This is a genomic window from Pantoea sp. UBA5923 (genome assembly GCF_002431095.1).
GTDB lineage: Bacteria > Pseudomonadota > Gammaproteobacteria > Enterobacterales > Enterobacteriaceae > Pantoea > Pantoea piersonii.
This window is the reverse complement of the sequence record NZ_DJDN01000029.1, coordinates 15,065-28,628: the sequence shown is the minus strand read 5'-3', so window position 1 is coordinate 28,628 and position 13,564 is coordinate 15,065. Positions and strand designations below refer to the sequence as shown.

11 protein-coding genes are annotated in these 13,564 nt (G+C 59.0%); 6 read left to right on the top strand and 5 right to left on the bottom strand.

What is annotated here, in order from left to right:
- Window position 1: 1 nt before the first annotated feature.
- The 6 genes from rpoZ to B3797_RS07410 all read left to right on the top strand — a co-directional run bounded on the left by rpoZ (window position 2) and on the right by B3797_RS07410 (window position 8,493).
- On the top strand, window positions 2-277 hold the full coding sequence (gene rpoZ, locus B3797_RS07435) for a DNA-directed RNA polymerase subunit omega (protein ID WP_013511051.1): 276 nt from the start codon (window positions 2-4) through the stop codon (window positions 275-277).
- 20 nt (window positions 278-297) lie between these two features.
- A complete protein-coding gene (gene spoT / locus B3797_RS07430; RefSeq protein WP_311790764.1) occupies window positions 298-2,406 on the top strand; it encodes a bifunctional GTP diphosphokinase/guanosine-3',5'-bis pyrophosphate 3'-pyrophosphohydrolase in 2,109 nt (702 codons plus the stop codon).
- A gap of 3 nt (window positions 2,407-2,409) precedes the next feature.
- Window positions 2,410-3,108 (top strand): tRNA (guanosine(18)-2'-O)-methyltransferase TrmH, encoded by a 699-nt coding sequence (gene trmH, locus B3797_RS07425; protein WP_311790763.1) that lies wholly within the window; start codon window positions 2,410-2,412, stop codon window positions 3,106-3,108.
- Window positions 3,105-5,183, top strand: coding sequence for an ATP-dependent DNA helicase RecG (gene recG, locus B3797_RS07420; protein ID WP_311784159.1), 2,079 nt, complete (start codon window positions 3,105-3,107; stop codon window positions 5,181-5,183). The genes trmH and recG overlap by 4 nt, the downstream gene beginning before the upstream one ends.
- A 124-nt stretch (window positions 5,184-5,307) precedes the next feature.
- A complete protein-coding gene (locus B3797_RS07415; RefSeq protein ID WP_311790762.1) occupies window positions 5,308-6,693 on the top strand; it encodes a uracil-xanthine permease family protein in 1,386 nt (461 codons plus the stop codon).
- A 120-nt stretch (window positions 6,694-6,813) separates the two neighbouring features.
- Window positions 6,814-8,493, top strand: coding sequence for an AsmA family protein (locus B3797_RS07410; protein ID WP_311790761.1), 1,680 nt, complete (start codon window positions 6,814-6,816; stop codon window positions 8,491-8,493).
- A gap of 70 nt (window positions 8,494-8,563) precedes the next feature.
- Here B3797_RS07410 and fabY read toward each other — a convergent pair whose 3' ends face one another.
- The 5 genes from fabY to typA all read right to left on the bottom strand — a co-directional run bounded on the left by fabY (window position 8,564) and on the right by typA (window position 13,514).
- A complete protein-coding gene (gene fabY, locus B3797_RS07405) occupies window positions 8,564-9,511 on the bottom strand; it encodes a fatty acid biosynthesis protein FabY (RefSeq protein WP_311784293.1) in 948 nt (315 codons plus the stop codon).
- 59 nt (window positions 9,512-9,570) lie between these two features.
- Window positions 9,571-10,008: a D-aminoacyl-tRNA deacylase gene (gene dtd / locus B3797_RS07400; protein ID WP_311790760.1), complete on the bottom strand. Its 438-nt coding sequence runs from the start codon at window positions 10,006-10,008 to the stop codon at window positions 9,571-9,573.
- Window positions 10,005-10,874 (bottom strand): virulence factor BrkB family protein, encoded by an 870-nt coding sequence (locus B3797_RS07395; RefSeq protein WP_311784292.1) that lies wholly within the window; start codon window positions 10,872-10,874, stop codon window positions 10,005-10,007. Before B3797_RS07395 ends, dtd begins: the two co-directional genes overlap by 4 nt.
- Window positions 10,875-10,877: 3 nt before the next feature.
- Window positions 10,878-11,474, bottom strand: coding sequence for a glucose-1-phosphatase (gene yihX / locus B3797_RS07390; RefSeq protein WP_311784155.1), 597 nt, complete (start codon window positions 11,472-11,474; stop codon window positions 10,878-10,880).
- A 219-nt stretch (window positions 11,475-11,693) separates the two neighbouring features.
- Window positions 11,694-13,514 (bottom strand): ribosome-dependent GTPase TypA, encoded by a 1,821-nt coding sequence (typA, locus tag B3797_RS07385; RefSeq protein WP_120458137.1) that lies wholly within the window; start codon window positions 13,512-13,514, stop codon window positions 11,694-11,696.
- Window positions 13,515-13,564 lie beyond the last annotated feature (50 nt).

The following is a 13,564-nucleotide window of genomic DNA, read 5'->3' as shown; positions in this document are numbered from 1 at the left end:
TATGGCACGCGTAACCGTTCAGGACGCAGTAGAAAAAATTGGTAACCGTTTTGACCTGGTGTTGGTCGCTGCACGTCGTGCACGTCAGATGCAGGTAGGCGGTAAAGATCCGCTGGTTCCGGAAGAGAACGATAAAGCCACCGTTATCGCCCTGCGCGAAATCGAAGAAGGCCTGATCACTAACCAGATCCTGGACGTTCGCGATCGTCAGGAGCAGCAAGAGCAGGAAGCCGCTGAATTACAAGCCGTTACCGCTATCGCTGAAGGTCGTCGTTAACAGCAACCTGCAGGCCAACCTTGTATCTGTTTGAAAGCCTCAATCAGCTGATTGAAAAATACCTGCCGGAGGAGCAAATCAAGCGCCTCCAGCAAGCGTACCTTGTCGCACGTGATGCTCACGAGGGACAGACACGCTCCAGCGGCGAGCCTTACATTACCCATCCTGTTGCCGTCGCCTGTATCCTGGCGGAGATGAAGCTCGACCATGAAACGCTGATGGCCGCGCTGCTGCATGACGTGATCGAAGACACGCCAGCCACCTATCAGGATATGGAGCAGCTGTTCGGCAAAAGCGTGGCGGAACTGGTGGAAGGCGTATCCAAGCTGGATAAGCTGACCTTCCGCGACAAGAAAGAGGCGCAGGCAGAAAACTTTCGCAAGATGATCATGGCGATGGTGCAGGATATCCGCGTCATTCTCATCAAGCTGGCCGACCGCACGCACAATATGCGCACGCTGGGCGCGCTGCGTCCGGACAAGCGTCGCCGCATCGCGCTGGAAACCCTGGAGATCTACAGTCCGCTGGCGCATCGCCTGGGTATCCATCACCTGAAAACCGAGCTGGAAGAGCTGGGTTTCGAGGCGCTCTACCCTAATCGCTATCGCGTGATTAAAGAGGTAGTAAAAGCGGCGCGCGGCAACCGCAAAGAGATGATTCAGAAGATCCTGGCGGAGATCGACGGACGACTGCAGGAAGCGGGTATCCCCTGTCGCGTCAGCGGTCGTGAAAAGCATCTCTACTCTATCTACCGTAAAATGACGCTGAAAGAGCAGCGCTTTCACTCCATCATGGATATCTACGCTTTCCGCGTGATCGTGAAGGATGTGGATACCTGCTATCGCGTGCTCGGTCAGATGCACAGCCTGTACAAACCGCGTCCAGGCAGGATGAAAGATTATATCGCTATCCCCAAGGCCAACGGCTATCAGTCGCTGCACACCTCCATGATCGGGCCACACGGCGTGCCGGTCGAGGTGCAGATCCGTACCGAAGATATGGATCAGATGGCTGAGATGGGGGTCGCCGCGCACTGGGCATATAAACAGGCGGGCGAAAGCGGCACTACCGCGCAGATTCGCGCCCAGCGCTGGCTGCAAAGCCTGCTGGAGCTGCAGCAGAGCGCGGGCAGTTCTTTTGAATTTATTGAGAGCGTGAAGTCCGATCTCTTTCCTGACGAGATTTACGTCTTCACGCCGGAAGGGCGCATCGTCGAGCTGCCGGCTGGCGCGACGCCGGTCGATTTCGCTTATGCGGTGCATACCGATATCGGCCACGCCTGTGTCGGCGCGCGCGTCGATCGGCAACCCTATCCGCTGTCGCAGCCGCTTGCCAGCGGCCAGACGGTAGAAATTATCACTGCGCCGGGCGCACGACCTAACGCCGCATGGCTTAACTTCGTCGTCAGCTCCAAAGCGCGTGCCAAAATTCGTCAGCTGCTGAAAAACCTCAAGCGCGAAGACTCCGTCAATCTTGGACGCCGTCTGCTGAGCCACGCGCTCGGCGGCAGCCGCAAGCTGGCCGAGATCCCGCCTGAGAACATCAAGCAGGAGCTGGATCGCATGAAGCTAACGTCGCTGGATGACCTGCTGGCGGAGATCGGCCTCGGCAACGCCATGAGCGTTGTGGTGGCGAAGAACCTGCTGCAGTCTACCAGCGCGACGCCGCCGAGCAGCAGCAAGCGCGGCAAGCTGCCTATCAAAGGCGCGGACGGTGTTCTGATTACCTTCGCCAAATGCTGTCGTCCGATTCCCGGCGATCCCATTGTGGCGCACGTCAGCCCCGGCAAAGGGCTGGTGGTGCATCACGAATCCTGTCGTAATATTCGCGGCTACCAGAAAGAGCCGGAAAAATTTATGCCGGTGGAGTGGGATAAGGTCACCGATCAGGAATTCGTGGCTGAAATCAAAGTCGACATGTTCAACCATCAGGGCGCGCTGGCGAACCTGACGGCGGCGATCAACACCGCAGGCTCTAATATCCAGAGCCTCAATACTGAAGAGCGCGACGGCCGCGTTTACAGCGCCTTTATCCGCCTGACCGCGCGCGATCGCGTCCATCTGGCGAACATTATGCGTAAAATCCGTGTAATGCCGGACGTGATCAAAGTCCACCGTAACCGTAATTAGCGCATGAACGCCCAACGCTTTGCTCGTATTCAGGAGATGCTGGCGCTTCGCCAGCACGACCTCACCGTCTGTATGGAACAGGTGCATAAGCCGCACAACGTCTCGGCGGTGATCCGCACCGCGGATGCGGTGGGCATTCATGAAGTGCACGCCGTCTGGCCCAGCGAACGAATGCGTACCATGGTCTCCGCTTCTGCCGGCAGCAACAGCTGGGTGAAGGTAAAAACCCACCGCAACATCGCTGAAGCGGTCACGCATCTGAAAGATCGCGGCATGCAGGTGCTGGCGACTAACCTGTCGGCCAGAGCGGTCGATTTTCGCGAAATAGATTATACCCGCCCGACCTGCATTCTGATGGGTCAGGAAAAAACCGGCATAACCGCCGAAGCGCTGGCGCTGGCCGATTGCGACATCATTATTCCGATGGTCGGCATGGTACAGTCGCTCAACGTTTCCGTGGCGTCCGCGCTGATCCTCTATGAAGCGCAGCGCCAGCGGCAGAATGCCGGGCTCTATCAGCGTCAGCACAGCCTGCTGGATGAAGATGAGCAGCAGCGCCTGCTGTTCGAAGGCGGCTATCCGGTGCTGGCGCGCGTAGCGAAGCAGAAAGGTCTGCCTTACCCCCATATCAACGCCAGCGGCGAAGTAGAAGCTGACGCTGATTGGTGGGCCAGAATGCAGGCGACGGGGAAAAAGAAATGAAAGGCCGCCTGCTGGATGCCATTCCGCTCAGTACCCTGACCGGCGTCGGCGCCAGCCAGGCGGCGAAACTGGCTAAGCTCGGCCTGCATACCATTCAGGATCTGCTGCTCCATCTCCCGCTACGCTACGAAGACCGCACTCAGCTCTACGCTATTAACGATCTGCTGCCCGGCATCTGGGCCACGGTAGAGGGCGAGGTGTTGCAGTCTGAGGTCACTTTTGGCCGACGCCGTATGCTGGTGTGTCAGATCAGCGACGGCAGCGGCGTCCTGACCATGCGTTTCTTCAACTTCAACGCAGGGATGAAGAACAGCCTTGCGCCGGGTCGCCGCGTTACCGCCTATGGCGAAATCAAGCGCGGCCAGCGCGGCCCAGAGATTATTCACCCCGAATATCGCGTACAGGGCGAACAGAGTCCGGTAACTCTGGAAGAGACCTTAACGCCGGTCTATCCCACCACCGAAGGCATTCGTCAGGCCACGCTGCGCAGCCTCACCGATCAGGCGTTAACGCTGCTGGAAAGCGTGCCGATCGCCGAACTGCTGCCGCAGGAGCTGGCGCAGGGATTGATTAGCCTGCCGGAGGCGCTGCGCACGCTGCATCGTCCGCCGCCGGATCTGCGTCTGAGCGAGCTGGAACACGGCCGTCATCCGGCGCAGCGTCGTCTGATTCTGGAAGAGCTGCTGGCGCACAATCTCAGTATGCTGGCGGTACGCGCCGGGGCGCAGCGCTATTACGCGCTGCCGATGCCCCCGCGCCATACGCTGAGCGACAAACTGCTGGCGGCGCTGCCCTTCTCCCCGACCGGCGCGCAAAAACGCGTGGTGCAGGAAATAGAGCGCGACCTGGCCAACGATTTTCCGATGATGCGCCTGGTACAGGGCGACGTCGGCTCCGGTAAAACCCTGGTCGCAGCGCTGGCGGCGCTGGATGTCATAGCACACGGCAAGCAGGTGGCGCTGATGGCACCCACCGAGCTGCTGGCAGAACAGCACGCGAACAACTTCCGCAGCTGGTTCGCGCCGCTTGGGATTGAAGTCGGCTGGCTGGCCGGCAAGCAGAAAGGCAAAGCGCGTCAGGCGCAGCAGGAGGCGATCGCCAGCGGCCAGGTGGCGATGGTGGTCGGTACGCACGCCCTGTTCCAGGAGCAGGTGCAGTTCAAAGGACTGGCGCTGGTGATAATCGACGAGCAGCACCGCTTCGGCGTTCACCAGCGGCTGGCGCTGTGGGAGAAAGGCGAAGAGCAGGGCTTCCACCCGCATCAGCTGATTATGACCGCTACGCCGATCCCGCGTACCCTGGCGATGACCGCTTACGCCGATCTCGATACCTCGACCATTGACGAGCTGCCGCCAGGCCGTACGCCGGTCACCACCGTGGCGATCCCTGACAGCCGCCGCGACGACATTATCGCCCGCGTGCGGCATGCCTGCCAGGAGGGCCGTCAGGCTTACTGGGTCTGCACGCTGATCGAGGAGTCCGAGCTGCTGGAAGCGCAGGCGGCGGAAGCGAGCTGGGAAGCCTTAAAAGCTGCACTGCCCGATCTGAATATTGGCCTGGTGCATGGCCGCATGAAGCCGGCGGAGAAACAGGCGGTCATGGCGGCCTTTAAAGCCAATGAGATGCAGCTGCTGGTAGCCACGACGGTAATTGAGGTTGGCGTCGACGTCCCCAACGCCAGCCTGATGATTATCGAAAACCCGGAACGCCTGGGTCTGGCGCAGCTGCATCAGCTGCGCGGACGCGTCGGACGCGGCGCGGTCGCCTCGCACTGCGTCCTGCTCTACAAGGCGCCGCTGAGCAAAACCGCGCAGCGGCGTTTGCAGGTGCTGCGCGACAGCAACGACGGCTTTGTTATTGCCCAGCACGATCTGGAGATCCGCGGCCCAGGCGAGCTGCTGGGTACGCGCCAGACCGGCAACGCCGAGTTCAAAGTCGCGGACCTGCTGCGCGATCAGGCGATGGTGCCAGAGGTGCAGCGCGTGGCGCGCCATATCCACCAGCATTATCCTGAACAGGCCAAGGCGCTGATTGAGCGCTGGCTGCCGGAAACCGCCCGCTACACCAACGTCTGACCCGCCTTCTTTACCACTGGCTAAACCCTCTCTCTCCGCGCGCTTAAGATAAAGAATGGCAAACGATTGCTTTCAGCCATAAGCGGTTTAAAATCCCCCTCTTCACAGATTGGGAAGCCACTTTATGTCCGTTAAGCAACCAGACGCCATCCTGAATAAATCAACAGCGCCGCGTCAGAGCGAGCTGATTTATCGTCTTGAAGATCGTCCGCCGCTGCCGCAAACGCTGTTTGCTGCTGGCCAGCATCTGCTGGCGATGTTCGTGGCGGTCATCACCCCCGCTCTGCTTATCTGTCAGGCGCTGGGCCTGCCTGCACAGGATACGCAGCATATTATCAGCATGTCGCTTTTCGCCTCCGGCGTCGCCTCCGTGTTGCAGATTAAAACCTGGGGTCCGGTCGGTTCCGGTCTGCTGTCGATTCAGGGCACCAGCTTTAACTTTGTTACGCCTTTAATTATGGGCGGCATGACGCTGAAAAACGGCGGCGCAGACGTGCCGACTATGATGGCCGCGCTGTTCGGCACGCTGATGGTCGCGTCCTGTACCGAGATGGTGTTGTCGCGCGTGCTGCATCTGGCGCGCCGCATCATTACTCCGCTGGTCTCCGGCATCGTCGTGATGATTATCGGCCTGTCGCTGATTCAGGTCGGGCTGACTTCGATTGGCGGCGGATTCGCGGCCATGAACGATCACAGCTTCGGCGCGCCAAAAAACCTGCTGCTGGCGGGCGTGGTGCTGGCGGTGATCATCGTGCTCAACCGGCAGCGCAACGCCTATTTGCGCGTCGCGTCGCTGGTTATCGCCATGGCCGTCGGCTATTTCGCCGCCTGGCTGATGGATATGCTGCCGCAGGCCGCCGCGCCGGTCAGCCAGCCGCTGCTGTCGGTACCCACGCCGCTCTACTACGGCCTGGGCTTTGACTGGAACCTGCTGATCCCGCTGATGCTGGTATTTATGGTGACGTCGCTGGAGACCATCGGGGATATCACCGCCACTTCGGACGTCTCAGAGCAGCCGGTAAGCGGCCCGCTCTATATGCAGCGTCTGAAAGGCGGCGTGCTGGCGAACGGGCTGAACTCCTTTGTTTCCGCCCTGTTCAATACGTTCCCGAACTCCTGCTTCGGCCAGAACAATGGTGTTATCCAGCTTACCGGCGTCGCCAGTCGCTACGTGGGCTTTGTGGTGGCGCTGATGCTGATCCTGCTTGGCCTGTTCCCGGCGGTTAGCGGTTTTGTGCAGCATATTCCGGAACCGGTACTGGGCGGCGCGACCATCGTGATGTTCGGTACCATCGCCGCCTCTGGCGTGCGCATCGTATCGCGCGAGCCGCTGAACCGCCGCGCGATTATGATTATCGCGCTGTCGCTGGCGGTCGGAATGGGCGTATCGCAACAACCGCTGATCCTGCAGTTCGCGCCAGACTGGCTGAAGACGCTGCTCTCTTCCGGCATCGCCGCAGGCGGGATCACCGCCATCGTGCTGAACCTGATCTTCCCGCAGGAAAAGTAACCTCTCCGGCGGGCTACGGCCCGCCTCTGCTATTTATTCGGATTTACATCCAGGCTGTTGAGCTACAACGGTAATTCAGGCATAACAAGCACTGACCGGAAAGATGGCGGGATGGATGCAATGAAATTTCTTGGAAAGTTTTTTCTTACGGTACTGTTGCTGCTGGTGCTGAGCCTGGTAGTGATCTACGTTCTGTTGCAAACGCAATGGGGCGCGGGCTGGTTCAGTCGTTACGTGAGCGATAAAACCGCATGGCATCTCTCCCTCAGCAAGATCGAGCATAATTTCTCCTCGCCTTCGCACATCATTCTCGACAACTTCAGCTTCGGCCATGACGGCCAGCCGGCCGCGGTCGTGGCAAAACGCGTTGATCTCGGCCTCGCCCTGCTGCAGTTCAGCGACCCGCTGAATTTCGGCAGTATCGAACTGCGCGACGGCATCGTGAATCTGGCGAACCTGACGCCTGGCGACAATCTGCCCTTCCAGGCCGGTCGTCTGCAGTTGAATAATATGCGCATTGACAGTCCAGCTACGGCGCTGCCGCTTTCGGCTCTTCAGGTGAACGGCGGCATTATGCCCTGGAAACCCACCGCGAAGAGTATGCTGGGCAGCGACGCGCAGTTTCAAATGAGCGCTGCCGATATGACGCTGAACAACGTTTCAGGCGCTAACGTCTTGATTCAGGGCAGCGTGACGCAGGGCCGTATGCTGTTCAGCAACGTCGGCGCCGATCTGGCGCGCGGTTCGATGACCGGCAGCGCCGAGCGCGACGCACAGGGCAACTGGCTGATCCGCCAGCTCCGTCTGAACGATATTCGTCTGCAAACCACCCAAGGCCTGACCGATTTTCTGCGCCCGATTCAGGCGCTGCCTTCCGTTACTATCAACCGTCTGGATATGACCGATGCCCGGCTTCAGGGCCCGGACTGGGCAGTCACTGACCTCGACCTGACGCTGAAAAATGTGACCTGGCAAGGCGACGACTGGCGCAGCGACGACGGTTCGCTGTCGCTGAATGCCAGCAACTTTATTAATGGCCGCTTCGAGCTGAACGATCCGATTCTTAATCTCAATCTGTCGCCGCAGGGCATTGCGCTTACCCAGTTCAGCTCGCGCTGGGCTAACGGCGTCATCCGCGCCGACGGAAGCTGGAGCCGCAGCGATAAGCGTCTGACGCTGAATAATTTGGCGGTTGCCGGGCTGGAGTACACCCTGCCGGAGACGTGGCGCGATCGCTGGCAGGCGACGCTGCCGGGATGGCTCGATACGCTGGAGATCAAACGCCTTACCTCCAATCGCAATCTGATTATCGATATCAATCCGGCGTTTCCGTTCCAGATGACCTCGCTGGACGGCAGCGGTGAAAACCTGCTGCTGGCGCGTCAGCATCAGTGGGGGATCTGGTCAGGCAAGCTGAGCCTCAACGCGGCGGAAGCGACCTTTAACCGCACTGACCTGCGTCATCCCTCTCTGTCGCTGAACGCCGACGACCGGCAGATTCAGGTGACGGAGCTGAGCGCCTTCAGCGGCAGTGGATTACTGGAAGGCTCGGCCAGCGTCGGTCAGCAGCCGGATCGCCCGGTCGCGCTGACGCTAAAGGGCCAGGCGGTTCCCGCCAGCGTGTTGCAAAACTGGGGCTGGCCCGCCTTGCCGGCAAACGGCCCCAGCAACTTCCAGCTTCAGCTGAACGCCTCGCTGAAGGCGGGCGTGCCGCTAAAACCTTCAGCGAACGGCTCGCTCTCGCTGCGCACCGATACCCAGCAGATCCAGCAGCAGATGCAGGCGGGCGAGATAAGATAAAGGGTTATGCCAGCGGCCAGGCAGACGCCGCGCCGCCAGAAAAAAGGGCCGATGATTTGGCCCTTGTTATTTAATTGATACGCGCGCCGGAACCGCCCTCTTCCAGCGGCTCGTCGGGATCGGCGGGCAGGACGATATAAACGCCTTCAAACACTGCCCCCAGCTCCTCATTGCCGAACAGCTCCACCTCAAGTCGTACGCGCGCTTTGCGGCCGCGCGCCAGTCGGTCGAGATCGCCGCTCATAGAGCCAATATCGGCAGTCGCGCCCGGACGCCCGCTGATCGGTTTGCTGTAGCGAATATGGGCATCGGCCAGAATAATGGTGCCGCCAAGATGGCGCTCGCGCAGCAGCAGCCAGATCAGCCCCCAGCCGGTCAGGGTCGCCAGCGAAAAGAGGCTACCTGCAAAAAGCGTATGGTGCGGATTCTGGTTGCCGGTTTCCGGCATGGTGGTAATGAATTTCTGGCCGGTGAACTGCAAAATCCGCACGCCCATCTTTTCGCTGAGCGGGATATTGTCATACCAGGCCTGCTGTAATTGCCCACACCAGTCGGCGCGATGCAGGATATCGTCCAGCGTCACCACCGGTTTGATCATCAGGAAGTGGCGCAACGGCGTGGTTTGCGGCGCGGTGATCTCGCCCTGATTGATGTAACCCAGCTTGGCGAAGAATTCGACCGCATCTTCACGCGCGGCGCAGGTGACGCGCTTGACGCCCTCCTGACGAGCGACCGACTCCAGCGTCATCGCCACCAGCGTGCCCAGCCCTTTGCCCTGGACAGAGGGATGTACGGCGAGGAAGCGAATCGACGCTTCGTTGTCGGCATTGATATAGAGCCGCCCGGCGGCTACCGGCTGGCCATGCTCGTCCACCACCATCTGATGGTGCGCCAGCGCGTCCCAGCCATCCCGCTCCGACCCCTGAGGCTGGCGCAGCGGCTTGCGTAGCATTTCCCAGCGGAACTGGTAGTACATATCCAGCTCTTCCGCAGTTTGCGGTACCCGAAGATGATACATAAAGTGGTTCTCTCGTTCAGAGCCTGCATGGCCGATCCCGTGCTGCTCGGCTACCAGCCTCACACCTGTAACCAGAAGGTAACAGGACCATCATTGACCAGCGCGACCTGCATATCGGCGGCGAAGCGTCCGTTGGCGGTGGTCACGCCCTGGCGACGACAGCAGTCGCTGAAATATTCATACAGGCGGTTCGCCTCATCGGGCGCCGCGCCGCGTGAAAAAGAGGGACGCATTCCTTTCTGCGTGTCCGCCGCCAGCGTGAACTGCGATACCACCAGCACGCTGCCGCCAGCCTGCTGGACGTTGAGGTTCATTTTTCCCTGCTCGTCGCTGAAAATGCGGTAGCCCAGCACTTTTTCCGCCAGCCTTTCGGCGCGCTTCTCATCATCCTCTTTTTCCACACCCAACAGCACCAGCAGGCCGGAACCGATTTCGCCGACCACCGTACGATCTACGCTTACGCTGGCGCTGAGTACTCGTTGTATCAACGCAATCATGCAACCTCTCGTTCTTTTTCGCCTTCCTGCTGTTTTAACTGGCGATAATCGCCCAGCGTCACGGTGATTTCCGCGCCCAGCAACACAATACACCAGGTCCAGTAGACCCAGAGAAACAGGATTGGAATAACCGCCAGCACGCCATAAATCAACTGGTATGAGGGAAACATCGTAACATAGAGGGCAAAGCCCTTTTTACCCAGCTCAAACAGCGCGCCCGCCACCAGCGCGCCGATAAGGGCGTCGCGCGACGGCACGCTGCGCGTCGGCACAATGCTGTACAGCAGCCAGAACGCGAACCAGGAGAGCAACAGCGGGAAAACCCGCAGCACCTGATCGATGATGCCGTAAACGCCGCTGGCGCTTATCCAGCGCAGCGACAGCAGATAAGAGCTGATCGCCAGGCTGGCGCCAGCCAGCAGCGGCCCCAGCGTCAGGATCATCCAGTAGACGGCGAAGGAGTACACCAGCGGACGCTTCTTATGGCTGCGCCAGATTGTGTTGAGCGACGTATCGACCGAATGCATCAGCAGCAGCGCAGTGATAATCAGTCCTACCGCGCCGAGCGCCGTCATACGGTGTACGTTAGCGACGAACTGATCCAGATAGCGCTGCACCACATTGCCCGTCGCCGGAACAAAATTGGTAAAAATGAAGTTTTTCAGCTGAACGCTGACTTCAGAAAAGACCGGAAACGCAGAGAAAAGCGCGAATACCACAGCGATCAGCGGTACCAGCGCCAGCAAAGAGACAAAGGCCAGGTTTCCGGCCTGCGTCGTCATGTTGTCCTCGTTAATACGTTTCCACAGCAGCCTGAACCACAGCCAGAGGGCGTGGCAGTTCGAAATAAAGGGACGCGACGTCATCATTCAGCGATGGCTTGCCAGCCAGGTCGGCACTGTTTTGCTATCGGTGACCAGCACGCTCCTGATGCCCAGCGCCTCGGCAGCCGCGATATTAGCCTCATTGTCGTCAAAGAAGATTGCCTGATCGGCAAGGTAGCCCTCCTGCTGCAACACATGCTCAAAGATGCGCGCTTCAGGCTTGCGCATCCCTAACTCCTGCGACAGGTAGACCACGTCCGCCGCCGCTCGCACCTCAGGATACTGCGTCGGCCAGAATTCCGTATGCAGCCTGTTGGTGTTGGAGAGGATCACCACGCGGTGGCCGTCGGCGCGCAGCTGGTTCATCAACGCCAGCGTCTCGGCGCGTGCCTCCATGAATACCGCCTGCCAGCCCGCTACGAACTGTTCGTAGCTCAGCGCGATATCGAGCTGCTCGCACAGCTTCGCGGCGAAATGCTCGTCGCTAATTTCACCGCGCTCGTGCTGCTCAAACGCCTCATCCATCTGGAAACGGCTTTGCAACAGCGCCAGCGGTACGCGGCCAAGGTCACTCCAGACGCCCAGCACACGGTTAAAATCAATATCAACAATCACATTGCCTAAATCAAAAATGTACAACATGTCGTTACTCCTCTGATTCCCTGGATCATTCACTCTAGCGGCAAAAACATGGACTGAACAGGTAACAGGCAGGAGAAAAATCCGTTATGGAAGCTGGCGCATGCAGGCTTAACGCGCGCAGGGTACGGGCTGGGCTATGCAGCAGGGTAAACAGAATCAGAATGGCGGCAGGAATAAAAAAGCCCCGGTAAACGGGGCTTTTTATCAAGGCGAAACGTCTTACTCTTTCGGACCGCGAGACGCGCGTTTGCGGTCGTTCTCGGTCAGATGACGTTTACGGATACGGACTGACTGCGGCGTCACTTCTACCAGCTCGTCGTCATCGATGAATTCGATGGCCTGCTCAAGGGTCATCTTCACCGGCGGCACCAGGGTAGTCGCTTCATCCGTACCGGAAGCACGCATGTTGGTCAGCTTCTTACCGGTCAGGCAGTTAACGGTCAGGTCGTTAGAACGGCTGTGAATACCGATGATCTGGCCTTCATAGACTTCTGCACCGTGACCCAGGAACAGCTTGCCGCGATCCTGCAGACCGAACAGGGCGAAGGCTACCGCTTTACCCTGACCGTTGGAGATCAGCACGCCGTTCTGACGCTGGCCCACTTCGCCCGGACGAATGTCGTCGTAGTGGCTGAAGGTGGAGTAAAGCAGACCGGTACCTGAAGTCATGGTCATGAATTCGTTACGGAAGCCGATCAGACCACGGCTCGGGATAACGTAGTCAAGACGCACGCGGCCTTTACCATCCGGATCCATGTTTTTCAGATCGCCTTTACGCTCGCCCATGGCTTGCATAACCGCGCCCTGATTGTTCTCTTCGATATCCAGCGTAACGTTCTCGAACGGCTCTTGTTTACGGCCGTCGATTTCACGGAAGATAACTTTCGGACGGGATACCGCCAGCTCGAAGCCTTCGCGACGCATGTTTTCGATCAGCACCGACAGGTGCAGTTCGCCACGGCCGGATACGCGGAACGCGTCCGCATCTTCAGTCTCTTCAACGCGCAGCGCAACGTTGTGCACCAGCTCTTTGTTCAGGCGCTCAAGGATCTGACGTGAGGTCACATACTTGCCTTCCTGACCGCAGAACGGCGAGGTGTTGACGTTGAAGAACATGGTTACGGTCGGCTCATCGACGCTCAGCGCCGGCAGCGCCTCTACATTCTGCGGATCGCAGATAGTATCGGAGATGTTCAGCTCGCCCAGACCGGTGATCGCCACGATATCGCCCGCTTCCGCCAGGTCAGTATCGATACGCTCCAGGCCCAGGTGACCCAGCACTTTGCCAACTTTACCGTTGCGCGTTTTGCCTTCGCTGTCGACAACAGTAACCTGCTGGTTCGGCTTGATTTTACCGCGCTTGATGCGGCCGATGCCGATCACGCCCAGGTAGTTGTTGTAGTCCAGCTGCGAAATCTGCATCTGCAGCGGCGCGTCAACTTCAACCTGCGGCGGAGAAACGTGCTCAACGATCGCCTGATAAAGCGGGGTCATATCTTCAGCCATGTCGGTGTGATCCAGACCGGCGATGCCCTGCAGCGCAGACGCGTAAATAATCGGGAAATCAAGCTGCTCGTCGGTTGCGTCCAGGTTGACGAACAGGTCAAACACCTGGTCAACAACCCAGTCAGGACGCGCGCCCGGACGGTCAATCTTGTTGATAACAACGATCGGCTTCAAACCATGGGCAAAGGCTTTTTTGGTCACGAAGCGGGTTTGCGGCATAGGGCCATCCATCGCATCGACAACCAACAGCACCGAATCCACCATGGACATGACGCGCTCTACCTCACCGCCAAAGTCGGCGTGTCCTGGGGTATCAACGATGTTGATACGGTAGTCATTCCATTTGATGGCGGTGTTTTTCGCGAGGATGGTAATCCCACGCTCTTTCTCCAAATCGTTGGAGTCCATCACACGCTCAGTCGCTTCGGTACGCGCGTCAAAGGTACCGGACTGTTGCAGCAGTTTATCAACCAGGGTGGTCTTACCATGGTCTACGTGCGCGATGATGGCGATGTTACGCAAATTTTCGATCACAACTTTGCCTCAGGCATTAGAAATAGCGCGCTATTGTACACGGATTAAGC